This window comes from Posidoniimonas corsicana, from assembly GCF_007859765.1.
GTDB lineage: Bacteria > Planctomycetota > Planctomycetia > Pirellulales > Lacipirellulaceae > Posidoniimonas > Posidoniimonas corsicana.
In genome coordinates, this window is sequence record NZ_SIHJ01000001.1 from 1,817,036 (window position 1) to 1,841,905 (window position 24,870).

A 24,870-nucleotide genomic window follows, 5' to 3' on the forward strand; every position below is an offset into this window, starting at 1 on the left:
CTCTGCTAGCCGTAGAATCGTGGGCCGTGGTAACCAGGGCCTACAGGCGAAACAGGGTCATCTATGCCAGGCGTCCATGAGGTCGTCCACCCGCTCATCAAGCGGCACCTGACGGTGCTGCGCTGCGAGACCACGCGTCCCGCCGAGTTCCGCAGCTCCGTCCGACGGCTTGCGACGCTGCTCGCCTACGAGGCGACCAAAGACCTGGCGACCACCGTCGCCCAGGTGCAGACGCCGGTCGCCATGGCGCAGGGATATGAGCTGCCCGACCGGATCGGACTGGTGCCGATCCTTCGCGCCGGCCTGGGCATGGTGGACCCAGTGCTCGATCTGATCCCGTCCGCTGAGGTATGGCACCTCGGGCTGTACCGCGACGAAGCGACTGCCCAGCCTGTCCGCTACTACGACAAGCTTCCGCCCGGCCAGCCGGTTGATACTGCTCTGGTGCTCGACCCGATGCTGGCGACCGGCGGGTCGGCGGTCGCGGCCCTGCAGACACTCTACGACTGGGGCGTGGGCCGCGCGAAGGTCCTGTCGTTGATCGCATCGCAGGAGGGCGTGGACGCTGTGGCGTCGCAGTTCCCACAGGCCCAGGTGTTTGTCTGCAAGGTGGACGCCGAGCTCAACGACCAGAAGTTCATCGTGCCCGGCCTAGGTGACGCCGGAGACCGATCGTTCAACACGATCGTCCGTTGACCGTCACCGCCACCTGCTCTGATGCGGTGGGTGGCCGGTCGGCCTATTGACTGCTTGTTCTCCGAGGGTGCGCATGGAGCGATACATTGGACTGCTGGGCCTGGTAGTGATGATCTTGCTGGCCTGGCTGATGAGCTCGTACAAATCGCGGTTCCCGTGGCGGGTCGTGTTGATGGGACTGGGGTTGCAGCTCGCGTTCGCCCTGCTGATCTTGAAGGCCCCCGGGGGGCAGTACATTTTTCAGCAGCTTGGAGAGTTCTTCAATCAACTGCTCGCCTTCGTCGACGAAGGGTCGATGCTGATGTTTGGCGTCAACCCAAACGACGCCGACGAGGGTATGCCGCCCCGGGTGGTGCTACTGCGGACGTTCGCCTTCGGTGTGCTCCCCACCATCATCTTCTTCTCATCGCTGATGTCGGTGCTGTACCACCTGGGGATTATGCAGCTGGTGGTTGGGGCACTGGCGTGGGTGATGCGAAGGACGCTCGGCACCTCCGGTGCTGAAACCCTTTCGGCCGCCGCGAACATCTTTGTCGGACAGACCGAGGCGCCGCTGGTCATCCGGCCATACGTCGCGCAGATGACCCTCTCAGAACTCATGGTCGTGATGGTAGGTGGTTTCGCGACGATCGCGGGTGGCGTGTTCGCCATCTACGTCAAGTTTGGCATCGATGCCGGGCACCTGCTGACCGCGTCGGTCATTTCGGCGCCGGCGGCCTTGCTAATTGCCAAGGTGATGCAGCCTGAGGTCGATCAGCCCGAAACGGCCAACGCGGCCGCGGCGGGGATGGAGCGGTCGACCGGCAACGTCCTCGAGGCGGCCGCCGAAGGGGCGTCGGCCGGTATGAAGCTCGCCCTCAACGTCGCCGCGATGCTGATCGCTTTCGTCGCGTTGGTTGCGATGCTGAACTCGCTGGTTGGCTGGGTCGGCGGCTTCGCGGGGTACACCGGCGACGCGGCGTGGACGCTACAGAAAGGGTTCGGGTACCTGTTCGCCCCGCTCGCGTGGCTGATGGGGATCGAGTGGGGCGATTGCCTGACCTCCGGGGCGATGCTGGGGGAAAAGATGGTCCTCAACGAATTCTACGCCTACCTCACACTGAGCGACGCCATCGCCAACGAGCAGATCACCAGCCGCTCGGCAACGATCCTGACCTACGCACTGTGCGGATTTGCGAACTTTGGCTCAATTGGGATACAGCTCGGCGGGATAGGCGGGATTGCACCCGAACGCAGGGGCGACTTGGCGAAACTGGCCCTGCGCGCCATGCTGGGGGGCACCCTGGCGGCATTCATGACCGCCTGCATCGCGTCGCTGCTGCTCTGAGGCGACCCGCGGACCGATACCTCCTAACCTAGCATTCAGCACCTACTACGGCGGCGCCCATGAAGACCCTTCTCACTCGTGAAGAACTTAATCAGGGCGTCGCGCGTATGGCGGCCGAGATCGCCGAGTGCTACGCCGACCGGCAGCTCACGATCATCAGTGTGCTGACCGGCAGCATGGTCCTGGTGGCGGACCTGATCCGTGAGATCGATCTGCCGATGCGGCTCGGCGTCATCGAGGCCAGCAGCTACCGTGGCGCCACCACCACCCGCGGCGAGCTGGTGGTAAACGCCAAGCCGATGCTCGACATCTCAGGACGCGACGTGCTGCTCGTTGACGACATCTTCGACACCGGCCACACGCTTGTGAAGGTGGTCGAGAAGATGCAGGAGTTCAACCCGGCTAGCGTCCGCTCGGCCGTGCTGCTCCGCAAGCACGGACGCCAGGAAGTGCAGGCAGAGCCCGACTTTGTCGCGTTCGACATTCCCGACGAGTTTGTCGTCGGGTACGGGCTGGATTACGAGGACCTTTATCGGAACCTCCCCTACCTCGCTGCGTTGGAAGAGCAAGACCTCGACCACCACAAGACCCTAACTGCCGCTCACAAGAGCTAAGCGGCAGGCGAAAAGGGCAAGTCGCGCAGTTGTGCCGGCGTGATGCCGGGCGTTCGGCCGGTCGCTAGGTGCCGATTTGTCCAGCACCCGCATCGGAGCCCAGCGGCGGAGGGCCGCCAGGTTGCTGCATGATGCCGCAATCACGGCGTCGATGGTGCTGTAGGCACGCTATTCTGTACTTTTCTTTCGCGGGGATGTCACATCCCCTACGCGGCCGACGTTACTGTCATAGAGCGGGTCCTACCTCGCGCGCTGGATCGAAGACGCACGAGCCCCAACGGCCAATCGACAATGCCGAGGAATGGGTTGACCGGATCAACGTTAGACCCCGAAGACTTCGTGTTGTTGATTGCGCGACACGAGCGGCGGATTCGTGGGTTCATCGCCACGATGCTGCCGTTCGATCGGGGGGCGGTTGATGATCTGATTCAGACGACCTACCTGGTGGCGTGGCGAAAGCTCCCCGAGTTTCGTTTCGAGGGGGAAACACCGGACGAGGAGGCCGTCCGCTGGATCATTGCGATCGCACGGTTCGAGACCTTCAACCACTTGCGGTCTCGCAAGAAAGTGCTGCACGCAGAATTCGACGAGGAGTTGCTCGTCCAGGTCGCTGACGAGCAAGCCAGTGACTGGGAGAGCTTTGAAGCCCGCTGGAGGGCGTTCGCGGGCTGCGTGAAGAAGCTCGAGCCGTTTCAGCAAGAGGTAATCCGAATGCGTTTCGGGGCCGGTATGTCGCACAAGGAGATCGGGGAGCGGCTTGGCAAGCTCCCGAACACGATTGCGGCGAGGCTGTCGAGAATCCGGCGGTCCCTCGAACTATGCATTGGAACTTCGCTGGAAAGCGAGGGGTACTGACAGTGACTCATGCCACGGGCAGCACCAGCCACGATGACCAGTTCGAGCGATTGCTTGACAAGCTGGTGACCGACGAACTATCGCCCCAGCAGCAGAGTGAGCTTGCGGAGCAGATGCGGACACAGCCCGCATTCGTTCGTCGATTCACCGAAGCGGTTCATCTGCGAGAGTGTTTGCGTGACTACTCTGCCACAGACCCGCACTCCGCGAACCCCGCCTTAAGCGTCCGGGGGCGGAGCGGGCAGCCACGCAACGCCAAGCGGGGACTGCGGCCGGGCTGGGCGCTGTTGGCAGTTGCCGCCAGCTTGGCGATGGCGGTAGGCCTTGTTGCTGGAAGACTGTTACCCAGTGGCTCCCTCCGGCGCGTCTCCGCCGTTGATCAACAGCAGGGGCTGCACTCTTCGCTACGCCCAAGGTTGGCGGTGAACGATCACCAGGACGGCCGCCTGGGGTCGATTACCGGCCTATCACCGGCGGCGTCCGCGGTAGGTCTGCTCCGCCCGCTCCAGGTAGGCGATGAGTTGCGGCGTGGGGAGGTGGTGCAGCTTGCCCATGGGGTTGCACGGATCCAACTGCTGGCGGGGCCCGAGGTGATCGTTGAGGCGCCCGCCGAAGTTTCGATCGTCGATGATCACGGGATCTACGTGCATCAGGGCCGCGTCAGCGCTACCGCCGAAGGGCGGATTACGCTGCAGACCGCACTGGCGGCGGTGGAAGGTGAGGACTCCGAGTGTTCGGCAGTGGTCGAGCCCGACCAACCGCTGCAAGTGTTTTGTCACCGCGGCGATATAAGAGTGGTTTCCCTCCGGCCCGGGGAGAGTCGTCCAGCAGTGCTGCGAGAGCTCGGGCCGTCTGAAGGCGCAGAGTTTTACTGGGCACCCGACGCTTCATCCTCCAAGGTTGTGTCAATCGAGCATCCGGGCGATATCGTCCGCGATTGGTCGCAGGTGACCGATCGGTTTCACCCCTATGAACAGGTTGTCTTGGGTGATCGGCCCGTCGCCTACTGGCCCCTGATGCACGTGCGCCGTAACCGCCGGGTGTTGGATCTGACGCAGCACGGGTTCGACGGCCAATCGGTTGGCGCGTGGCCGTCTGAGTCGAAAGCGGTTGCGCTGACCCAGGAACGCGGCGCCTACTTTGATGGCGGTTGCTACATCGAACCCGACACCAAGCCGCGGGTAGATCTCACCAACGGTTTTACCATCGAGGGCTGGGCGAACGTCACCGGCGGTCCCGAGTACCAGTCGGTGTTTACGTCTCGCTGGGTGCTGGGGGCGGGCACATCCACCCAGCAGTGCTTCGGGTTTACCCTTTACGCGGGCGCTGACGACCGCTGGCAGTTCTGGAGCGGCTCGGGCGAGTACGGGGCAGGTTGGCAGGCGCTCACCAGCGATGAGCCGCTGGAGCGACACCGCTGGACACACGTTGCGGCCCGGTTCCGACCACTGAGGGAAGCGGAGGGCCAATGGGTGGAAGGGGCGGTTGAGCTGTACGTCGATGGAGAGCTGGCCGCGGAAGGCGTTCATCGGATGTCGCTGATAGACTTCGAGTGGCCCGCCCGAATTGGAGCGGCGGAGTTCGTGCCAAAGTCACTGACATCGTGGCTCTTCCAGGGCGAATTGCGAGATATTGCTTTGTACGACTACCCGTTAGATGACACACAGCTGCAGGCGCACCACAAGCGAGGCAGGGGCGCCACCTGACGTCCATCGGCGGAGTGCCCGACGCACGTCGACCGAACTGCCTTGCTTCAACATCGTTCCCTCAAGCACCAATAGGCAAGAACATGCCAAGAGTTCAGAAAGACGCTAGCTCAAGCAGCCGCCGGTCATTCCTGGCAGACGTCGCCGGCGTGGCGGCGATGGCCCCCGTGCTTGCCAGTGGCGAGTCGACGGCGCCGGCTGTGCATTCGGGCGGCGACGACACCATTCGAGTCGGCCTGATTGGGTGCGGCGGACGCGGCAACGGGGCTGCGATTGATGCTCTGCATGCCGATCCGAACGCCAAACTGGTAGCGCTTGGCGACACGTTTGCTGACAGATTCGAAAGCACCCTGGCCGCCGTCGAGTTTGACGAAAAGGTTGGCGATCAGGTGGATGTCACGCCGGAACGCATGTTTTCCGGGTTTGATGCTTACAAGGGGGTGATTGACTGTGGCGTTGACGTTGTGCTTCTCACCACGCCGCCCCACTTCCGACCGCAGCACTTCGAGTACGCGGTGGCTAAGGGAAAACACTGCTTCGTAGAGAAGCCGGTGGCGGTCGACGTTCCCGGGCTGATGCGGGTGGCGGCTGCTAGCGAGCAGGCAAAGTCTAAGGGGCTGGCGGTGGTTTCGGGTCTCTGCTGGCGGTACGACCCGGGCGTTCGAGCCACGATGGAGCAGATCCAGAACGGCGCGATCGGGGATATCATTGCGATTGAGTCCTCCTACAACGGCGGCGCTCTCTGGCACCGCGGCGACAAGTCGGACTGGAGCCGGATGGAGTACCAGATCCGTAACTGGCTCTACTACACCTGGCTAAGCGGCGACATCATCGGCGAGCAGGCGATCCACAGCCTCGACAAAACCGCGTGGCTGCTGGGCGACGCCAGCCCTGTGAAGGCCATGGGACTTGGCGGCCGGCAGCAGCGCGTGCAGTCGAAGTACGGAAACGTCTGGGACCACTTCAGTGTCTTCTACGAGTACCCCGCGGGCCAGAGCGTCTACTTCACGTGCCGCCAACAGGACGGCTGCTCGATGCATGTTGACGAACTGGTGCACGGGACCAAGGGCAAGGCCCAGATTCTTGCGCACCAGATCACCGGCGAGAACAAATGGAAGTACGATGGGCCGAAGCCGAGCATGTACCGCGTGGAGCATGAGGAGCTGTTCCGGTCTATCCGTGACGGCAAGCCGATCGACAACTCAGACTACATGATCAACAGCACCATGATTGGGATTATGGGGCGCGTGGCCGCGTACACCGGCAAGACGCTCAGCTGGGAGGACGCGATGTCGAGCAGCGAGCGGTTGGGCCCCGCGGAGTACGCTTGGACCGATGTGCCCGAGCCGAGTGTCGCCGTGCCGGGCGTCACCGCGTTTGCCTAATGTTTCGGAGGAGAGCGATGAAGACTCGTGTCCTGTCTGACGCTGGGACCGGCGTTTGCATGCTAGCTTTGTTCGCCAGTGCAATGATGGCGGGCAGGCTGGCTGCCGATGATCATGAGAGCTACCAGCAGACCATCCCGGGCACGTCCGTCCAGTTCGAGATGGTGGCCATCTCAAGCGGCAAGGTGCTGCTAGGAAGCCCTGAAGGAGAGTCGGGCCGATCGAACGACGAGGGGCCCAGGCGCGAGGTTGCGATCCGGCCCTTCTGGATGGGCGCTCGCGAGGTGACCTGGGCCGAGTACCGGAACTTCATGGCGTTGTGCGGCGTGTTCGAGCGGTTCGATGACCTGGGCGTCCGTCCCGTGACCGACGCCAACCGAGTGGACGCCGTCACTGCGCCATCCCGACTGTACGAGCCCAGTTTCACGTTCACCGCCGGGGAGGATCCGGACCTCCCCGCCGTATCCATGAAGCAGTTCGCGGCCAAGCAGTACACAAAGTGGCTGAGTCTGATCACGGGCGAGTTCTACCGCCTGCCAACCGAAGCGGAATGGGAGTACGCCTGTCGCGCCGGGACCGACTCGGCCTATTCGTACGGAGACGACCCCTCGCGCCTAGACGAGTATGCCTGGCACGACGGCAATGCCGACGATGTTACGCACCGGGTCGGACTCAAGAAGTCAAATCCCTGGGGCCTTTACGACATGCACGGCAATGCCGGCGAGTGGGTCCTAGACGCGTATGCTGAGGAAGGATATTCACAACTGGCCAAGTCGCCGCTCGGGTTCACGCCTGCCACCAAGACCTACCCACGAGTCCTCCGCGGTGGGTCGTGCCTGATGAGCCCGGAGGCTTGCCGCAGCGCGGCCAGACGCGCTACGGACGATGAGGAACTTTCGGCGTACGACCCGAATACCCCCAAGAGCCCGTGGTGGTACGCGAGCGACGAGTCGCAAGACATTGGGTTTCGGGTAGTTAGGCCCGTTGACCCTCCCCCCCGCGACGCCTGGGCGAAGTTCTGGGACGCCGATGTGCCGCGGATCCAGAAGATCGCCGACTTCCGTATCGACAAAGAAGGGCGTGGCGAGCGGGGCCTCGTCGACAAGGATCTGCCGCAAGCGATTGCCGAACTGAACGACGCGTCGCCTACGCAGTAGTAGCGGAATCGCGCAGCGCGTAAGCGAGCGGTTGTTGTCGTTTAGCGCAGGCGTCTCGTCGGCCTGCGCAGACGACCTCAGGAATACGCTTTACGTCCTATTCCAGCTGTTTTACAGCTGTTTCGCTTCGGTTGACGCGTCCTGCATTGGCGGCCAGACTAACAATCTCACCTCCCATTTCGACCCGGCGGCCGCTCGGGTCGAAGCCAACACGCCGCCCACCCGATCAGGGGTGAAGGATCGGTACTCTCGCATGAACAACAGCGTTTCCGCAGCGGATTACCCTATTGGCGTGTTCGCAAGCATCGATGCAGGGTTTGGCGTCCGGCTAGACGTAGCACACGATCTGGGCACGCCAACGCTGCACCTGCACGCGCCTCAACAGACGACACGCTCCGCGGAGACCGCCGCCCAGTTCAAAAAGAAGGCCGAAGAGCTGGGCATGCGTGTGACGGTGGTGTTCGCGGGCTTCGACGGAGAAAGCTACGCCGACATTCCGACGGTGCAGCAGACAGTCGGGCTGGCGCCCGCCGCGACCCGCGCCGCGCGGCTTGCGGAACTCAAGGAGATCATCGACTTCACCGTCGCGTTGGGCGTCGATGCAACTGGTCTGCACATTGGTTTCGTTCCCCACGACTCTGCCGATCCCGAGTACACCGCTATCGTCGACGCCGTCCGCGAGGCGTGTGACTACGCGGCCGAGCGCGGCGTGAACATACACCTCGAGACCGGCCAGGAACCCGCGGGCGTGCTGGTGGGTTTCTTAGAGACAGTCGGCCGACAGAACCTGTTTGTCAACTTTGACCCCGCCAACATGATCCTGTACGGGTGCGGCGAGCCGATTTTCGCCCTTAAGGAGGTTGGCAGGTACGTGCGGAGCGTGCACTGCAAGGACGCCAAGTGGTCGGAGAACCCGGGGGAGACTTGGGGCGCCGAAACGCCCCTGGGCGAAGGCGATGTCGATTTCGCTGAGTTTCTGAAGACCCTCAGTGATATCGGCTACCGCGGGCCGTTGACCATCGAACGCGAGATACCTCAGGAGCCCGAACGCCAGCGGTCGGAGATTGCACACGCGATCACCTTCATCGGCGGGCTGCTGGAGGGACAACACTCTGCTGGCGAGGCCCCGCAGTGACACGCATCGGCGTCGTCGGCATTGGTTTCATGGGGATGGTGCACTACCTCTCCTACTTGCAGATCCCTGGCGCTGAGGTGACCGCGGTTTGCAGTCGGGACGCTCGCCGCCGGGCTGGGGATTGGACCGGAATCAAAGGCAATTTTGGGCCCGCCGGCTCGCAGGTGGACCTATCTGAGGTGGCGTCGTTCGCGTCGCTCGATGAGGTCATTGCCTGCCCTGAAGTGGACCTGGTTGACCTGTGCCTGCCGCCAGCGCTCCACGCGGACGCCGCGGTCCGTGCGCTGGAGGGCGGGAAGCACGTGTTCTGCGAAAAGCCGATGGCCATGACTGTCGCGGAGTGCGACCGCATGATGGCCGCCGCCGAGGCCAACGGCCGAATTCTGCTGATCGGTCACGTTCTGCCCTACTTCCCCGAGTACGCCTGGGCGCTGGGCGAGATCCGTTCGGGTCGCCACGGGGCGGTCTTGGGCGGGACCTTCCGGCGGCTGATTGCCGACCCGGCTTGGCTCGATAACTACTGGGACGCCGACCAGGTCGGCGGCCCAATGCTCGACCTGCATGTCCACGACGCGCAGTTCATCCGCTTGGCGTTCGGAATGCCCACCGTCGTTACGACCCGTGGATCCCAACGATCGGGGTTGCCCGCGCGTTGGCACAGCCTGTTCGAGTTCGAATCGCCGGGGATCTCGGCCCACTGTGAGGGCGGCGTCGTCGGGCAGCCGGGCAGGCCGTTCCTGCACGGTTTTGAGATCCAATTAGAACGCGCTGCGCTGATGTTCGAGTTTGCGGTATCTCACCCCGAGTCTGGAGTCGATCATGCCGCTTACCGCTGCCAGCCGACCATTCTCGACGAGGCCGGAACGGCTACCCCAGTCAGCCTAGGCGACGGCGATCCCATGCGGGCGTTCGAGGCCGAACTGACCCACGTCGTCGACGTGTTGAGCAACGGCGCTGACCCGGGCCCGCTTGCCGCAGCCGCCGCACGTGACGCGGTGGAGATCTGCCGACTCGAAACCGCCAGCCTCAAGGCGGCTCTAAACTAACCCCCTTCTGACCGTAACCGTTTAAGCAGCAGACGAAATGACCCCGCAGCTGATCGAAGAGATTGAACGCATCCCGTGTCGCGTGTTCCGCCAGGCGTCCGACGCCAGTCGCTCGGTGGCGGAGCAGATTGCCGCCATGATCCGTGGCCGCGCCGCCGAGGGACGCACCTGTGTGCTGGGGCTCGCGACCGGCAGCACGCCAACCGGCGTGTATGACGAACTGATCCGGCTGCACCGGGAAGACGGGCTCAGCTTCCAGAATGTCATCACCTTCAACCTGGACGAGTACTATCCAATGCAGCCAGAGGAGCTGCAGAGCTACGTCCGGTTTATGAAGGAGCACCTGTTCGACCACGTCGACATTAAACCCGAGAACGCGCACGTCCCCGACGGCACGCTCTCCGAGGAAGAGGTCGCCGACTACTGCCGCCGTTACGAAGGCAAGATCGCCGAGGCCGGCGGGATTGACCTGCAGCTGCTGGGCATCGGTCGCACCGGACATATCGGGTTCAATGAGCCCGGTTCCGGCAAGAACAGCCGGACCCGCATGATCACTCTCGACCGTGTCACGCGCCGTGACGCCGCGAGCGACTTCTTCGGTGAAGACAACGTCCCGCGACGTGCGATCACGATGGGCGTGGGGACCATCCTCGACGCGCGGCAGGTCGTACTGATGGCGTGGGGCGAGGGAAAAGCGCCGATCGTCGCCGAGGCCGTCGAGGGAGATATTTCGACCATCGTGGCGGCGAGCTTCCTGCAGGAACACCCCAACGCGCAGGTCGTGCTTGACCAGGCGGCCGCGGAGCAGCTCACCCGCTGCCTAGAACCGTGGTCGGTCGGCCCGGTCAACTGGGACGACGCGATGGTCCGCAAGGCGATCATTTGGCTCGCCCGGAAGCTCGAGAAGCCGCTCCTGAAGCTTACGGCGGAAGACTACAACGAAGAGGGGCTGCAGGACCTGCTCGCTACTTGTGGTTCCGCCTACGACCTCAACCTCCGCGTGTTCCGATCGCTGCAAGCCACCATCACCGGCTGGCCGGGCGGAAAGCCGGAACGCCGCAAGCAGCCCGGTGACCGGACCCGGCCCGGTGACCACCTGTTCCCGAAACGCGTCCTGATCTTCTCCCCGCACCCGGACGACGATGTCATCAGCATGGGCGGCACCCTGATCCGTCTTGTGGACCAGGGGCACGATGTGCACGTGGCCTATCAGACATCCGGCAATATTGCTGTCTTCGACGACGACGCGCAGCGGTTCGCCGACTTTGTCAGCGAGTTTAATCGCCACTTCAACATCGACGTCGACCGGACAGCCGAGCTCGAGTCGCAGATCGACGGCTTCTTGAAGCACAAGCAGCCAGGTCAGGTCGACGCGGAGGCGGTCCAGTTCATCAAGGGCGTCATCCGCCGCACCGAGGCCCGTGCCGCAACCCGTTGCTGCGGGGTGTCGGACGAGAACCTCCACTTCATGGACATGCCGTTCTATGAAACCGGTCGCGTCCGCAAGAAGCCGCTCGGCGAGGAGGACGTCCGGATTACCGTTGAACTGCTCCGCAGCGTGCAGCCGCACCAGGTGTACGTCGCCGGCGACCTGTCGGACCCGCACGGCACCCACCGCGTCTGCCTGTCGGCCGTGCTGCAGGCGTGCGGCGAGGTCTCGCAGGACGACTGGTACGCGGACATGCAGGTTTGGTTGTACCGCGGGGCGTGGCAGGAGTGGGGGCCGGAGCAGATTGAGATGGCGGTTCCGATCAGCCCCGAAGAGCTGCTGCGTAAGCGGGTGGCGATCTTCAAGCACGAGTCGCAGAAGGACAAGGCGCTGTTCCCCGGCGCCGACCCACGGGAATTCTGGCAACGCGCCGAAGACCGCAACCGCGCAACCGCGCGGCTTTACGACCAGCTTGGGTTGGCCGAGTACGAAGCGATCGAAGGCTTCGTCGAGTGGAAGGGCGACACCAGCTTGGTCTAGCGGGCGGACGCCCGCCACAGGTCGAGCAGTCCTCCGTTGGGCGAATCGGGGGACTGGTCCGCGGCCGGCAATGGCTGGCGAGTCGACGCACTGTCGGGTGGCGCTGGATCGGTGTATGACGCGGGAACGAGTCCGTCGTCGATTGGCGCTGCGCTGACGGGGGCTTCGGGCGGAGTCAGCGGCGCCGCGACGCCACACTGCTGGCACTTCTGCCACGCTGCGAGCGCTGTCTGTCGGACCAGGTTCGACCGCTCGCATGGGTTGCCGTCCTCGTCGGTGCCGCTTGCGCTGATCCTGAGCGCTTTCTCGGTCGCGGGCGTGCAGCAGCAACCGCTCAACAGCGCACGGGCCGCCTCAAGGCGGACGCACTCGTCGCGGTCGGCGCGAAGCGACGCAATCAGCGCCGCTTCGGCCTCCGGGTAGTACCGGCAGTCGAGGCCCGCCAGGTAGGCGACCGCTTCACGGCGGATCTTTGCCTGCGCCTTCTCCGCTTTGATCTTGGCGGCGGCGGCTACCCCGGGCGGCGGCGGCGGAGGGGGCTTGGGCGTTGCGCCGGGCGCCATCCCGGCAGGCTTGGTTGAGTGCAGCTCCATTGCGCCAGCGAAGTGGTTGTCGTTCGGCACGGGGATGATCCCGCCAGTCAGCTTGCTGATTGGCCGTATAGCGTTCGTCAGAAACTTGCCGGCCGCTGAGGTTTGGCAGCGGAGTCTCACACGCCGGCACGCCCAAGCGGCGTTCGCCCAGAAGCCGGTTGGCGGCGTTGCCGTTGGGTCTGGCGGAATGGCCAGATCCCCGGCGGGTGCGCGGGCTGTAGCCCCGGCGACCACGGCCAATGCTAGCAGTCGGAACGCCGCCTGGCGGGCTCGCACTTTACGGCGATCGTTCATTTGTCGACCACAGTCCCGGGATCAAGAATGACGATTACAGCAACTACAACGGTCCGGTACGTCTGTTACTTCGGCAGTTGAGTTACTCCGCCGCCGCCTTATTCCTGCTCTACAGCCCCTCGCCCGCATGAGCCTGCCGACACCACGCCCGTGGCGCCGTCATGAACGCGTGCGATGGCTGCTGCGCCTCGCGATGGCCGTGCTAGCGGCGCATGCGGCGACTAGACCTGCTGTTGCGGACGAGGACGTGTTGCGTCTCCCGCTCCCGTTCACCGAGTCCGCGTATGTCGCGGCTGCGCCGACTCCGACCGAGCCGTTGCCGGCGCCCGCCCCGGAGGAGGTGCTAGCGGAGCCGGTTCTCGTGCAGGCGCCTGTCGCCCAGATCGAGATCTCATTCTGTGAGTTCTGCGGCGAGTCCTGTGGCGCAGGCGGCTGCTGCGCCGGTTGCCGCGACAGTTCGCGGTGGGGACGATTCACCCGCGGCGTGTACCGCGGGCTCTGCTGCCCCGACCCCTGCTACGATCCGCGCTGGCGTCCCCTTGCCGACGCTGCGTTCTTCACCAGCGCGGTCAGGCCGCAGAACCAGCAGCGGCTGCGATGGGATCACGCCGAGGACATGATTACCCCCGACCGGGCGGAGTACTTCTGGGCGCGCGCGAACGGGAGCGGGCCGGGGCCGTCGTTTTCTGGCAGTCCCTCGGCATTCACCGGGCTCGATTACGATGAGCTGAAGCACTACAGCGAAGTCGCCCAAGGGGCGTTCGGTGCGTCGTTCGAGTACAGCTACCGCTCGATCGACGCGGATGGCAGGCACTTCGCCGGCTTTGGCGACATGACCGTTGGGACCAAGTCGTTGCTATTCGACACCGAGTTGGTGCAGGTGGCGTTTGAGTTCAACACCCACATCCCGCAGGGTTCATCGCTCAAGGGACTCGGGACGGGGCATGTGTCCCTTGAACCGGGGATGATTGTTGGGCTGAACCTATCAGCCAACTCGTACATGCAAGCTGAGTTCACCGAGTGGATTCCGCTCGGTGGGACCAGCGACTACGCAGGTCCGGTGCTTCGGTACAACATGGCCTACAACCGCGTCATCGCCAGACCCCACCCATGCGTGCCTGTCATTGGTGTTCTGGAGCTGAACGGCTGGCGGTTCCAGGACGGCGCGTTCACCGACGCGACGGGGGTCACCGTCCCGACCGGCGGTGCGACGTTCATCAATGTCGCCAGTGGGTTCCGCGTGTTCTTCTGCGACCGCGCGGATATGGGCGTCTCGTACGCTACGGCGGGCACGAGCCGCTCATGGACCGACACACTCATCCGCACGGAACTGCGTTTCCGCTATTGAGCAGTAAAGGGCCTAAGGTCACGTGTGCTCCACTCCCAACCGTCAAGCACGCCGCCGGAAGTGTCAGACTGTTGTGGTGGCTCTCCGACCGGCGCCTGGCGGGCTAGTAGTTCTGACGAGAGCAGAGCCCCAAGTTTGGGGTTGATTGCAGGGGCGGGGCAGGGGGCTGCCTGGGGCGACGCCAGCTTCTGCCGTTGGGCGTCGATCCGCTGCTTGTTTGCCACTTCTAGCTTGGCGGCGTGCTGTTGTTTGGCGGCGAGATCCGTGGCTGCCGCCTGATGCGCCGCACCGAGCTCCGCCATGCACCGCTTGGCGCCGGTAGCAATGCGGGCCAGCTCTTGGCGTAGCCCAGGATCGACTGGTCCCTGCTGGGCCGCGATCAGGTCGCCGTACGCTTGGTGCATCGCGTTGAGAATCGAGGCGATTCGTTGCTGATTGGCCATGTTGATTTCGATCACGAGGGTAGGCGGCTTGGTGGGACAGCTACGCGTCTTGCGTCACGGGCCGCCATGTGGGCACAACGCAGGCGTCGCAGTGCGGACAGAACGCCGCCTGCCAACGCCGATTCCAAGCGGTTTCCCATCCGACCCCCAGCTCGGGAGGCAGCGGGAACGGTAACGCGCACTCAGGGCAGCGGTCGTCATCGAGATCCGCGAAGCGTTTGGCGCCGATGGCAACCAGCATCCCGCCTGGCACCTCCTCCGTGGGCGAGGCGGGCAGCCAATCGTCGAGAAACCGCGGCAGTGTCACCCGCCGTGACGGGCCACGTAGGGGGTCGTGGAGGACGACCGTGTGCGCGTCGACTTCAAGCAGGACGGAGAAGTGACCCTCGTGGCTTTGCCGATCAAATAGGTGATTCACAATCACGCGCCAGCCCGCGTTAAGCAGCCATCGCAGACACTCTGAAGGGTCGTGTCCCGACTTCAGGCAGACCGCCGGCTTGCCGCTCGCGATTGCGTCAGCGGCCAGCCGATGCGTGGGCACCCGCGGGCCGTTTGGACCCGGCTGTGCAACCGACCGCCACACGTCCGCTAGCCTGGGACGTGAGTTGAAGGAACCGTAGACCATCATCAACGCCGCGGCGCCGCAGGTGCGCTCGGCGCCGTCAAGACGCTGCTGCGGGCAAAAGGGAATGTCTACGTGCGGTGCGAGGGTGCTCACGCGGGCGACTCCTCTACGGCCACGGCGGACCATGGTGAGGGCGTTGCGAGAACCTCGGCCGCGATTCGTAACGACTGGAGCAGTGCGGCAGTGCGCTCGGCGGACGCGGGCGCCGCTGCGGTCATGGTGACGGCATTGACTACGAGTTTGGCCGCGACGCCGGGAGGGGCAGGCACATCGGGGCATCCGACAAGTGAGACGCTACCCTCCGACCAGAAGGCCGACGCGGCTACGGCGCCACTGGGAGTCTGCATGCCGACCGCGTCGGCCGCCTCGCGGGCGGCTCGTCTTGAATCCTCGGTGCGGGTCAGGACCCACTGCACCGCGGCGTCCACTGCCGCGGCCGCGTTGGGGCTGGCGTCCGGCTGGTCCCGCAGGGTGTTCCAGACGCACATGCTTCCCCACCAGGTTGCCCTTCGCGGGCCCATCCGTACGGCGGCGAAACGAACGGCGGCGTCAAGTTCCCCCGATTCCACTAGCCGAGCGAAGTAGGCGTCTGCAGACTCGTTAACTAGTCGGGCGGGCCAAGGCCCTGCCGCGGTCGAGGTGACGCATATGTCGTCGGCCAACTCACCGATTGCGTCAGCAGGCGGTAGGTCGGAGTTTGCAGATGGGGGAGGGAGCATGAAACTACTAGCCCATTAATACCGTCGGTGCGCCGAGTACGATCGAGCCTCCGTGGGCGGTTGAGTCGCCCATTCGCGCGGCGGGCACGCCGGCTAGCAGGACGGTCGAACTGCCCATCGCCACAGTGTCCGGCGGCCCGACACACACGGCCGTATCGCCGACTACCGAGGCGGGCATCGATGCGATCAGCACAGTCGGCGCCCCAGGCCCAGAAATTGGTCCGCCAACGTGCGGAATCGGCGGCACGCCGGGCGTGACCATCGGACAGACGTGCATGTCGGTGAGCCTGGCGGCCGGCGCGCCCATTGTGGGTCCTCGGAAAGAGTGTGGATGGTGTAATGCGGGGATAGGTTCTCAGTCAGTTGATCATCGTGACCGCGCCCTTCACGGCGGTCTGCCCCGATCCCTCGATTGAGACCATCGTCCCTTTGGCTTCGAACGACATCTCAGCCTGCTGCGATACGTTCATCCCCTGGGTTGTCTGTCCCGACTCGTCAACCGCGACGCTGTTGGATCCACAGCTCATGGTCACCCCGCTGGAAGTCAGCTCAAGGCAGGGCCCGCCATCAGGGCCGACCGACAGCTTGATCCCGTCACTGGTCATGGTGATCTGAGAACCCGACCCTTCAGGACCAACCGACAGCGTAATGGCGCCGTCGTTGCCTGCGGAGATATCGATCTGGCCGGTCTGTCCGTCACGGCGGATCTGCACGCTGGCGGGGCCACACACAACCGTGGCTTGTCCGGTGGAGTTGATCGCTACGACGCCATTGTCGTCGCCGTCAGACCCCTGGGCGTCAAGGTGGATGAGCGATGGGTCGGTGTCGTCGTCATCGGTCGCTCGCGCCCGCAAAGATATGTGGCGCGCGCCGGTTGCGAGCAGGCCGTCGTAGCACTGGTAGACGTCGGCGTCGTCTGAGCCGAAGGTGATCTCGTCGTCGCTAGGGCCATCGGCGTCTTGGTCGCTCGAGTCATCTGGCTGATCGGAGTCGTCACTCGTGGTGGCCGCATCCTCCTCATTCTCGTCGTCGGCCTCCTGCTCCGCGTCGTCGACCGAGTTGTCCTCCGAGTCGGCCTTGGCCTGCTGGGCCGCTGAGCCTTGCTGTCCCGCTGCGGTCAACGCGGCGCCCTGGTCGGTCACACTGCTTGCTAGCTGCAAGATGAGCGACGCGTAGTCCGACTTGAGTGCATCCGCTTGAGCTGAGAGGCTGCTCGCCTCACTCTGCTTCTCAGCGCCGGCGTCCGTCTCGCCGTAGGCCTTCTCGAACTCGATTAGTAGGTTGAGCAGCGCGCCACTCACGCCCCGCGGCCCGAGTGACCGGACCAGGTTCTCCCAGATGATCGGGTTCTTAGTTTGGGACGCAAAGCCGAGCGCGGTTAGCGCCGCCGACGCGGTGACAATGCCCGCCACCATTGAGGTGCGCGGGTTAGAACTGTCGAACGCCTGCTTGCTACGCCGATTGATTTCACTGCCGTGCCGGATGGTGGTTTCTGAGCCGTAGTGAAGGTATCGTCCCTGACCGAAGAGCCCCGACCACTCCCCGGTAGGCATCAGCAGGTCTTGGACCTGCTTGGCTAGGCCGTCGTCCAGCCAACCCATCGGGTCGATGCAGAGGCCGAGCTTGCCCCCGAACACCGACTCGTTAGAGCTGCCGCACGGGACGCCGCCGACGATGTTCGCGGCGTTGCCCAGCGTTACATTGATGTCGGCCTCAAAGTTCTTGGCCAGGCCGATGTTGCGGTACTTCTTGGTGACCGCCGCCTTGAGCTTGTTCGGGTTGGCTTGGGGCGCTGGGCCGCCGCCGGCGCCAGATGAGAAGAGCCGCGACAGGCCGCCGAATACTCTCACCGATGGACCCGCCACAAACTCGTGATGGCTTTCTTCGGTGACCGATATCGTGTGTTTCTCCGAATGCAGGTCCAGATGTTCATTGCCCAGCTCGTCGAAGAAAACGATCGAGTTGGAGTCCTTTTCCGGGTTTCCGCGTAGGCTGCACGACTTGATGCCGCTGACAGCGGTGTTGGTCGGCAGCTCCATCGGCGGCATGTTCTCGCTGTTGTACAAACTACCGACGATGACCGGCCGATCGGGGTCTCCGTGCTCGAATGCCACCAACACCTCGTGGCCATGCCGCGGGAGGAAGAACGCCCCCCAGCGCTTGCCGGCCCAGAACTGGGCGACGCGAATCCAGCACGACCGGTCGGCGGGTTGGGCCGTTTCTTGCTGCTGGTCGTCCCCGTCGGACGGCGCTTCGTTGTTCCCTTCACCAGCCGAGGCGTCCTCACGGCGGTCCCACAAGAACTGGACCTTGACGCGTCCGTACTGGTCAATGAGCTGTTCCTTGAAGTCGTCGGCGCCGCGGTTGGCGTCCAGGTCGGCTACCACCCTGGCGGATTGCAGCCCGTATGCCAGCGGCCTGGCGGTGGCGAGTGGCGTACGGTACGGAAGCGATGAGGGAAGGCACTGAAAGGCGTTCGAGTATTGCAGCGAATCGTCCGCTGCAGCCGATGTTACACCGACGCCCAGCGTCACCACGTGGCTGACGTGCGTCAGCAGGTAGGCCCCGTCGGCGTTGTAGTGCCCGTTAAGCGTGAACACGCCGCCAGGAGAGAACGGAAGCACGTCGCTCTCGCCGGCGATGCTGATCGCTTGGTTGGCGAGCAGTTCGCACTTCTGCTGAGCGACGGCCGACGCATCGGTAGCGATATGTTTGAGCGGGCTCTCCGCGACTTGGTCCTGCTCGATCTCGAGGGACGCCTTGCCCAAGGAGTCGTACCGTACGGCGTAGCGACCAGGGCAGTCGAAGTGCTCGTGACTCGCGCCGGCGGGGTTGAGCTTGTGGTTGACCGTGCCCACCGTGACCTCGTCGGCGAGGTCCTTCTCCGCCTTGAACGGATCGCCGGCCTGCTGGAAGTGGGAGTCCCTCAGCGACACGCTTGTCGGAGTCAGGCGTTGGGTCTTCTCCCAGGTCTTGACGGTCCCGTCACCCTCGTTGATCTCGCAGAAGTCGACCGGATCAAGGTTGGGGATTTCGCTGAGTTGCGTCGAGTCGTCACAGAGCACCAGAGTGTGGGCGTCGTCCTGGTGCTCAAAGTAGTAGAGCAGGCCGTACTCTTCGACCAGACGGCTGAAGAATGCAAAGTCGGATTCCCGGTACTGCACGCAGTAGTTGCGGGGCTGCCGCTGGTCCGCCTTGGTGTAGTGCTTCATGACGTCCAGTCCGTCAAGCAGCGTGTCCAGGATGTCGTCAATCTTCTCTTCCTGGAAGACGCGGCAGTTTGTGCGGAGGGCGAGGGCGTAGGTGGCGGGCTCGAGGGTGGCGGAGTAGTGGGTGAAGTTGTCGTCTCGTGACAGCTGTGAGAACCGCGTAATAACCCCATTCCACTTGCGGGCGGGCATGTTTGGGATCTCGGCGGTCACGGTCGCCGAGGCGCCGAGCAGCTTGTTGAACTCAACGTCGTCCTGCTCGGAGAGAAGCTCGATCTCGAACCGAAACGGTATGGAGACGCCTTCGTGCCCAGCAAAGCGGGTAACGAGCAGGACCCCGTGATTAAGCGCCGTCGAGATTCGCAGCGCGCGATTGTCCTGGCTGAGCTCCTGGTCGTCGGAGGACGCGTCGCTTTGTCCTGGGTTGTCGGAGCTCATGGGCGGCGGGGAGGGGCGGCGGAGTCGGCGGGCGTCTCGAAGATCTTTTCGGAGCCTGGGCGACCGGAGGATTCGGCAATCGACCGTGATGGGTGGGAAATCCGTGACGCGAGCGTGGAGTCTATCGGATGAAGCGGAGCTCCAGGTCGTCGCGTTTGTGAGGGCCCTGCAGTGGCGTCGCTTTTTCACCACACAGCACCAAGCGGGTGCTACGTTTCAGCAACACGCCCCGGTGTAAGCGGCGTGGCGTCTCTCGGCTTTCAACCGGTGAACACCCAATATGAAGTCCACCGATCGTGCAGCTGTGACAAGAGGAGGCGGTGTGCGCTCTACCGGCGTCGGGCGAGTCTTGACATGGCGCCGGGCGCTAGTGGCTGTTGGTCTCTGCTGCTTTGGCGGATTGCTCGCTGCGATTGCCTGGGTGACCGCGTATCTTCAGCCGCCGCAGTCAGTGGGGCTGTCGGTTGTTGGAGCAGACTACGCAAACAACCTTCACACCCCCCACAACGCCTGGGGCTGGAACGGTCTTGTCAGCGCCTGCGGCCTGAGGGGCGGGGCTGACTCGTTGCGACTTGGTGGCGAGCTACTGATTGAATGTCCCAAGAAGCCGACTCTAGCCGACGAGTCCTTTGGGTGGGCGGACGCTACCGAGCAGTTGAACGAAGACGTGGCAGTAGTGCTGGTCTCGCTGCACGGCGGCTGCGACAACACGGGGCCATTCCTGCTCCGTTCGGACGCGGATCCGGCGGACGCGCCCGCCCGTCGCCTTCGGGTAGGCGCCCTGTTGGCGGAGCTACGCAAACTGCCGCCCGAACAATTCAAGCTCGTTGTCTTCGACGCCACGCAGGAGCCCGGTCTGACGCCGTTCGGCGTGTTGAGCAACCGGTTTGCGGAAGGTCTGAGAGAGCTCAACACCGCGATCGAAGCGATTCCCAACTTGGTCGTTATCTCCGCCAGCCATCCTGGGGAGAGATCGTGGCGGGAGCCTGCTGCTGGCAAGACCATCTTCCTGAACACCTTCATCGAAGGACTTCGTGGGGCTGCCCAAGACGTCGACCAGAATGGAAGGATCAGCGGCAGGGAACTCGCGGAATACCTGCGCGCGACCGTGAAAGCCAGGGCGGGACTGGTCCATCGACGCGAGCAAAAAACGATGCTCTTGCCGGAGGGGGATGAGTCGTTCCGTCGGCTCTCCGGGGTAGACCTAGCCCTTGCTAACCCCGGGTACCGCGCAACGCCGCTGGCGGGGCCGGCAATCGAGCAGCGCACGGTCGAGAGCCTCTCCAAGCGGATTGAACTTGTGGGGAGGGCGTTACGACAGCCAGAGACGACTGCCCCAATCGCGTGGCGCCGACTGCGGCTGCTGCGGCTTCGGCACGAACAACTGCTTGCGGCGGGCTCTCCTGAGCTTGCGAGATCGGTTGCCGAGGCTGCTGAGAGCCTTGCAAGCGAACTTGAGCTGGTAGCGGCGCGGTTGGATCGCGATCCGGACCCGATTCAACTGGCTGCGGCTATACCTGGGACTGGAAAGGACGACATTGTCGACCCGCTGATTGCGAAGCTGCTGAAGAGTCCAGCAAGTGAGGCGCGGTCGGCGTGGGAGCTGGTTTCGAGATCGGTTCCTTCCGAAGAGGTCGAGCAGGTTCGGCGGCAGGTGTTCGACCAACTGCTAGATCACCTTGAGGACGCGCCTTGCGCACGCCTGCAGCAAACGGCTGGCGCCATTGCGGCTGTATCACCCAGATCTGGCGTGCGCCCGGCAGAGGCGCATCTGGTTGTCATGATGGCAGAGGGACTGCCGCAAGGTCTTGACGATGAGAGGTGGGATCACCCGCTGCGTGTCGCGGTGAAGACGCGACGCCTGGCCGAGCGCGTGGCGTCAGATGGGGGAGTGGTCGAGCAGGGTCAAGCCGCCGAGGTGCTTGCCTGGGTCGCGACTGACCTCGCTGAGGCTGACGGGCTGCGGCGTCAGGGCGAGGACCTTCTCTTCTGCGGTGAGCAGCAGCTTCCGCAGGCTGAAAACGCATTGGAGCACGCGGTCGAGATCTATGATCGGCTTCAGCAAGAGGCGGGGAAAGTCCGCGCCGGGATGGCGGCGCGGGATGCCGCGTTTGCGGTGCTCCCCCGGTACACGGAAGCAGTCGTGGGTTTGTCCCACGCGGCGCGCGACGACCAACAGAACCTTCTTCAGCTCTGCCTGTCGGTCGAGGAGGCGTGGGAGAGCGCCCATGCGCTAAGCGACCTGCTGGTGGAAGGGCCTGGCGCGACCGAAGTTCAACCGACCGGCCTGGCGCAGGTAGAACGACGCCGTCTAGAGCTCGAGAAGAGCCTATTCGCCCTCCGCTCACTGATGCAGTCCTGGCAGGCCGACTTGATTGAACGGTCCGGCCCGGCGCTGTGGAACAACCGCGACGCAGCGTTGATTGCGCCCGAGTTGGAGACCAGCCAGCGGATTCGGCTGCTTAGCGTGACGCCACCGTCGGTCGGTCAGGCGCCGCTAGATCAGCGTGGGGCGGTGCTCTCGCAAGCCGAGTTGGCCAAGTGGCGCCAGGTGGAACAACGGTGTCGGGCTCGTCTGGCGGTGGCTGCCGTTGGCAAGCGTCGGTTTGACCAGCACCTGGACAGGCGGCAGGGGTACGAGGCGGCGATGTCGGCATTGTTGACCCAGACTACTAGTACGGCTGACGCGGCGGTAGTGTCCAGCGTTGAGGTCAACCTGCAGAGAATCCGGCGAGTTGTCCGCGCGTCTAGCCTGCAGGCAAAACGGCTGGCGGCGGACCTTGAGCAGAACGAATCGGGCTACTCTAGCCTCCTTGCCGCGGCCGATGCGGACCTGCGCGTGAATACAGGCGCCGACTACTGCAAGCAGCGTTCGTTACCCAGTGAGCTCACGCGGGTCCAACTCTACCGCTTCTTACTCAACCGGGCGGAGCGGGTGTTGGAGGACGGGTGGAACAGCGAGGAGGGGGTCGCTACGGCGTACTCTGAGCTTGCCGCGACCACCTACCTGGCACAGGCGGAGCGGCTGCTACCTGGGCGGAGTGCGACCGACCGCTTAAGCAATCGCGCTCGGCGGCCCGTTTCCCTTGCGATCACTTCGCCTGAGCGAGTCAGCTTGGTGTCGGGCGTCGCCCCGCCATTCAGCTGTGGCGTGGAGGGCGCCATGGCCGGCGCGGCCGCCCTGAGCGTCGAAGCTGCGGATGGAGTGAGGGTAGTCACTCCGAGCAAATCGGCGCGTCGTGCGGTATGCATCCGTGGCAACGTGGGGGCTTTCCCACAAGTGGTTGTCGCCGCAGATGGACGCGATGAAGCCATTGGCGACATGCCGGTAGTCGAGACGCGGCGGCTATCCTTGCGGGCGTGGCAGCGCGGCCACCGGGCGTCGCGTGAGGTCGACGTAGTTGTTTACCATCGCCCGGACTACCAGTCGAACAGCCCGCCTCCCGTCGGCTCGGCCGGCGTCACGGTAGTCGCAAGTGGAATGGACAAGAATGGCCTATCTGCTGAAGGCGGGATCGCGTTCGTGCTGGACGCGTCGGGAAGCATGGGACCCGTAGGTGACGCAGGCTCGTCCAAGTACGTACAGGCTGTTGATGCGCTGACCTCTCTCCTGATGGACACGCCGGCAGGCGTTCAAGTAAGCGTCTGGGTCTTCGGCCAGGCTGTCGGCTCCCACAAGACGGTTGCCAACGCTGAAGCAACGGTAAGGCAGGTACTCGCGCCTACCAGATGGGACCCTCAGAATCAGGAGCTGGTCCGCCGTCTTACTGCGATGCTTGCGTATCCTAGGATCGAGCCGTGGAACGAGTCGCCGCTTGGGAGGGCTATCATTGCGGCCGCCAAAGACTTGCGCGAGATTCCCGGTTACAGGTCGGTCGTTGCTATCACTGACGGGCTGGACAACCGAATCGAGAGCGATGGCTTGGCCAACCCAGAGGGGGCCACGCTCGGCGAAGTCCTTCAAGACGAGCTTGCCGGCGCAGGCGTATCGCTGCAGGTGATTGGTTTTCGGGTTGCTGCTTCCGAGCAAGAAGCGGCGCGCGCTCAATTCGCCTTTCTCCCGTCTCTCTCTCCTCCGGGACGCTGGTGGGAGGCTGAAGAACGTAGCACGTTAGAGCAGCAACTACGCAGTGTCTTTCGGTTTGATCGAACGATCCAGCTAACCTCTGTCAATGCCGATCATGGGCAGAAAGCTATCGCAGCGAAAGTAGCTCCACAGGCAGATCCATTCGGTTGGCAGCCCACGCCTATCCCGCCCGGCGCTTACGTCCTCGATTCTGGCAGTGACGAAAGCGCGAAGAACTCCCCACGGGTGGTGGTAGACGCCGGCGATCACCTTCTGTTAAAGGTCGTGCAGGGAGGCGATCGCTCCACCTTTGCCCCGACGACGCTCGGTGCTCTTCAGTGGGAAGGAAAGCCGAGCTTTAGAACCGACCAGTGGCGTGGCACGATAGTATCGCATCGAAAGCTCCCCAACGATGCCACCTGCTGGTTGCTAGCCTTGGAGCGAGAGTGGGATAGCGGTAACGCAACACAAGGCGCGCTACGGGTGGTTCGGCCCAGTCGGTTGTGGATTGAGTCCGAACACGACTCCGCAGGAGCGTGGTGCTGGAAGCCCGTGTACGGTTACGCCGCGCCCTGCTACGAAGTGACGCGGTTCAGCACTCAAAGCCAATCGTCACCGGGCCAGCTCTCCGTTTGGTGGACGGCTAAGGAGGACTCTCCCGCCTCGCTTTCACTTCGGCGTGAGCAAGACTTTCAGTCGCTCGCCGAGCTGACCGGTCGGAACTGGGAACTCGACGCCATGCCGCTGGTGGTCAACCGCGTTGATGTCGAGTCCGGAATGCTCCCAGACTCTACGGGGAAGTTGGTCGAACAGTCGTCGTTAATCATCGAGCTGTCTTGCAAGCACCCGGTAATGGTCAATCTGCTGGGGGCGAACGTACCGGGGAGCGACTTTAAGGTGTACACAGAAGCCGGGCGGAGCGTCGCTCGCTTCTGGCCGCTCACCCGCCGCCAAGTCGCAGCGACTGTGAAGGGGCTCTCGCTAACATCGTTGGCTGACTTCAAGCGTCATGCCGAGTCGCGGCAACAGATGCTCAGGATACATGACCTCCCGCCGCCCACGCCGACCGCCCCGCGACCACTCCCCGCGGTAGGGTGGCTAGGCGCATCGAACAACTGACCGACCTTTTCACCAAGATATCCACCTCCTCGGTCTAATCCTGATGAACGAAGGTCAAGCCAATTCAACAATCACTTCGCGACGCTCCGTGTGGGGCATAGCGATAACGGCGGCGTGCCTGGTTGG

18 protein-coding genes are annotated in these 24,870 nt (G+C 63.9%); 12 read left to right on the forward strand and 6 right to left on the reverse strand.

The window, feature by feature from the left end; all coding sequences use genetic code 11:
• Positions 1-63: 63 nt before the first annotated feature.
• From upp to nagB, 10 genes are all read left to right on the forward strand, one after another.
• On the forward strand, positions 64-696 hold the full coding sequence (gene upp, locus KOR34_RS07015; protein ID WP_146563470.1) for a uracil phosphoribosyltransferase: 633 nt from the start codon (positions 64-66) through the stop codon (positions 694-696).
• A gap of 73 nt (positions 697-769) precedes the next feature.
• Complete coding sequence (locus KOR34_RS07020) at positions 770-2,023, forward strand: NupC/NupG family nucleoside CNT transporter (RefSeq protein ID WP_146563472.1); 1,254 nt, start codon at positions 770-772, stop codon at positions 2,021-2,023.
• Positions 2,024-2,082: 59 nt separating this feature from the next.
• Positions 2,083-2,637, forward strand: a complete 555-nt coding sequence (gene hpt, locus KOR34_RS07025) for a hypoxanthine phosphoribosyltransferase (RefSeq protein WP_146563474.1) — start codon at positions 2,083-2,085, stop codon at positions 2,635-2,637.
• Positions 2,638-2,979: 342 nt separating this feature from the next.
• Positions 2,980-3,492 carry a sigma-70 family RNA polymerase sigma factor gene (locus KOR34_RS07030; RefSeq protein ID WP_197531205.1) on the forward strand — a complete coding sequence of 171 codons (513 nt, stop codon included), beginning with the start codon at positions 2,980-2,982 and terminating at the stop codon, positions 3,490-3,492.
• 536 nt (positions 3,493-4,028) lie between these two features.
• Positions 4,029-5,198: a LamG domain-containing protein gene (locus KOR34_RS07035; RefSeq protein ID WP_197531206.1), complete on the forward strand. Its 1,170-nt coding sequence runs from the start codon at positions 4,029-4,031 to the stop codon at positions 5,196-5,198.
• A gap of 158 nt (positions 5,199-5,356) precedes the next feature.
• Positions 5,357-6,583 (forward strand): Gfo/Idh/MocA family protein, encoded by a 1,227-nt coding sequence (locus tag KOR34_RS07040; RefSeq protein WP_228714647.1) that lies wholly within the window; start codon positions 5,357-5,359, stop codon positions 6,581-6,583.
• A 17-nt stretch (positions 6,584-6,600) separates the two neighbouring features.
• Positions 6,601-7,740: a formylglycine-generating enzyme family protein gene (locus KOR34_RS07045; protein WP_197531207.1), complete on the forward strand. Its 1,140-nt coding sequence runs from the start codon at positions 6,601-6,603 to the stop codon at positions 7,738-7,740.
• Between the two features lie 253 nt (positions 7,741-7,993).
• The gene (locus tag KOR34_RS07050) at positions 7,994-8,875 is read left to right on the forward strand and encodes a sugar phosphate isomerase/epimerase family protein (RefSeq protein ID WP_146563484.1); all 882 of its coding nucleotides are present in this window, start codon (positions 7,994-7,996) and stop codon (positions 8,873-8,875) included.
• Positions 8,872-9,921 (forward strand): Gfo/Idh/MocA family protein, encoded by a 1,050-nt coding sequence (locus KOR34_RS07055; RefSeq protein ID WP_146563486.1) that lies wholly within the window; start codon positions 8,872-8,874, stop codon positions 9,919-9,921. Before KOR34_RS07050 ends, KOR34_RS07055 begins: the two co-directional genes overlap by 4 nt.
• Positions 9,922-9,958: 37 nt before the next feature.
• Complete coding sequence (nagB, locus tag KOR34_RS07060) at positions 9,959-11,890, forward strand: glucosamine-6-phosphate deaminase (RefSeq protein WP_146563488.1); 1,932 nt, start codon at positions 9,959-9,961, stop codon at positions 11,888-11,890.
• Here the strand turns inward: nagB and KOR34_RS07065 are convergent.
• Positions 11,887-12,513: a hypothetical protein gene (locus tag KOR34_RS07065; protein ID WP_146563490.1), complete on the reverse strand. Its 627-nt coding sequence runs from the start codon at positions 12,511-12,513 to the stop codon at positions 11,887-11,889. The two genes, nagB and KOR34_RS07065, sit on opposite strands and share 4 nt — an antisense overlap.
• Positions 12,514-13,027: 514 nt before the next feature.
• Here KOR34_RS07065 and KOR34_RS07070 point away from each other — a divergent pair.
• A complete protein-coding gene (locus KOR34_RS07070; protein WP_146563492.1) occupies positions 13,028-14,125 on the forward strand; it encodes a hypothetical protein in 1,098 nt (365 codons plus the stop codon).
• On the opposite strand, the gene KOR34_RS07075 is transcribed toward KOR34_RS07070, so the two are convergent.
• Genes KOR34_RS07075 through KOR34_RS07090 form a run of 5 tightly spaced genes read right to left on the reverse strand, consistent with a single transcriptional unit; the run spans position 14,119 to position 19,559 of the window.
• On the reverse strand, positions 14,119-14,583 hold the full coding sequence (locus KOR34_RS07075; protein WP_146563494.1) for a hypothetical protein: 465 nt from the start codon (positions 14,581-14,583) through the stop codon (positions 14,119-14,121). The two genes, KOR34_RS07070 and KOR34_RS07075, sit on opposite strands and share 7 nt — an antisense overlap.
• 25 nt (positions 14,584-14,608) lie before the next feature.
• Entirely contained in the window at positions 14,609-15,286 is a 678-nt protein-coding gene (locus tag KOR34_RS07080) for a papain-like cysteine protease family protein (protein WP_197531208.1), read from the reverse strand.
• Entirely contained in the window at positions 15,283-15,912 is a 630-nt protein-coding gene (locus KOR34_RS27450; protein WP_390620773.1) for a DUF6931 family protein, read from the reverse strand. The genes KOR34_RS07080 and KOR34_RS27450 overlap by 4 nt, the downstream gene beginning before the upstream one ends.
• Positions 15,913-15,919: 7 nt before the next feature.
• Positions 15,920-16,219, reverse strand: a complete 300-nt coding sequence (locus tag KOR34_RS07085) for a PAAR domain-containing protein (RefSeq protein ID WP_146563498.1) — start codon at positions 16,217-16,219, stop codon at positions 15,920-15,922.
• A 52-nt stretch (positions 16,220-16,271) separates the two neighbouring features.
• Positions 16,272-19,559 carry a type VI secretion system Vgr family protein gene (locus KOR34_RS07090; protein WP_146563500.1) on the reverse strand — a complete coding sequence of 1,096 codons (3,288 nt, stop codon included), beginning with the start codon at positions 19,557-19,559 and terminating at the stop codon, positions 16,272-16,274.
• Between the two features lie 280 nt (positions 19,560-19,839).
• On the opposite strand from KOR34_RS07090, the gene KOR34_RS07095 reads away from it, so the two are divergent.
• Positions 19,840-24,744: a vWA domain-containing protein gene (locus KOR34_RS07095; protein WP_146563502.1), complete on the forward strand. Its 4,905-nt coding sequence runs from the start codon at positions 19,840-19,842 to the stop codon at positions 24,742-24,744.
• The last annotated feature ends 126 nt before the right edge of the window (positions 24,745-24,870 follow it).

Coding starts and splice junctions, on each gene's coding strand:
- upp (WP_146563470.1), top strand. CDS start 64: ATGCCAGGCGTCCATGAGGTCGTCCACCCGCTCATCAAGCGGCACCTG.
- KOR34_RS07020 (WP_146563472.1), top strand. CDS start 770: ATGGAGCGATACATTGGACTGCTGGGCCTGGTAGTGATGATCTTGCTG.
- hpt (WP_146563474.1), top strand. CDS start 2,083: ATGAAGACCCTTCTCACTCGTGAAGAACTTAATCAGGGCGTCGCGCGT.
- KOR34_RS07040 (WP_228714647.1), top strand. CDS start 5,357: ATGGCCCCCGTGCTTGCCAGTGGCGAGTCGACGGCGCCGGCTGTGCAT.
- KOR34_RS07045 (WP_197531207.1), top strand. CDS start 6,601: ATGAAGACTCGTGTCCTGTCTGACGCTGGGACCGGCGTTTGCATGCTA.
- KOR34_RS07050 (WP_146563484.1), top strand. CDS start 7,994: ATGAACAACAGCGTTTCCGCAGCGGATTACCCTATTGGCGTGTTCGCA.
- nagB (WP_146563488.1), top strand. CDS start 9,959: ATGACCCCGCAGCTGATCGAAGAGATTGAACGCATCCCGTGTCGCGTG.
- KOR34_RS27450 (WP_390620773.1), bottom strand. CDS start 15,912: ATGCTCCCTCCCCCATCTGCAAACTCCGACCTACCGCCTGCTGACGCA.
- KOR34_RS07085 (WP_146563498.1), bottom strand. CDS start 16,219: ATGGGCGCGCCGGCCGCCAGGCTCACCGACATGCACGTCTGTCCGATG.
- KOR34_RS07090 (WP_146563500.1), bottom strand. CDS start 19,559: ATGAGCTCCGACAACCCAGGACAAAGCGACGCGTCCTCCGACGACCAG.
- KOR34_RS07095 (WP_146563502.1), top strand. CDS start 19,840: ATGAAGTCCACCGATCGTGCAGCTGTGACAAGAGGAGGCGGTGTGCGC.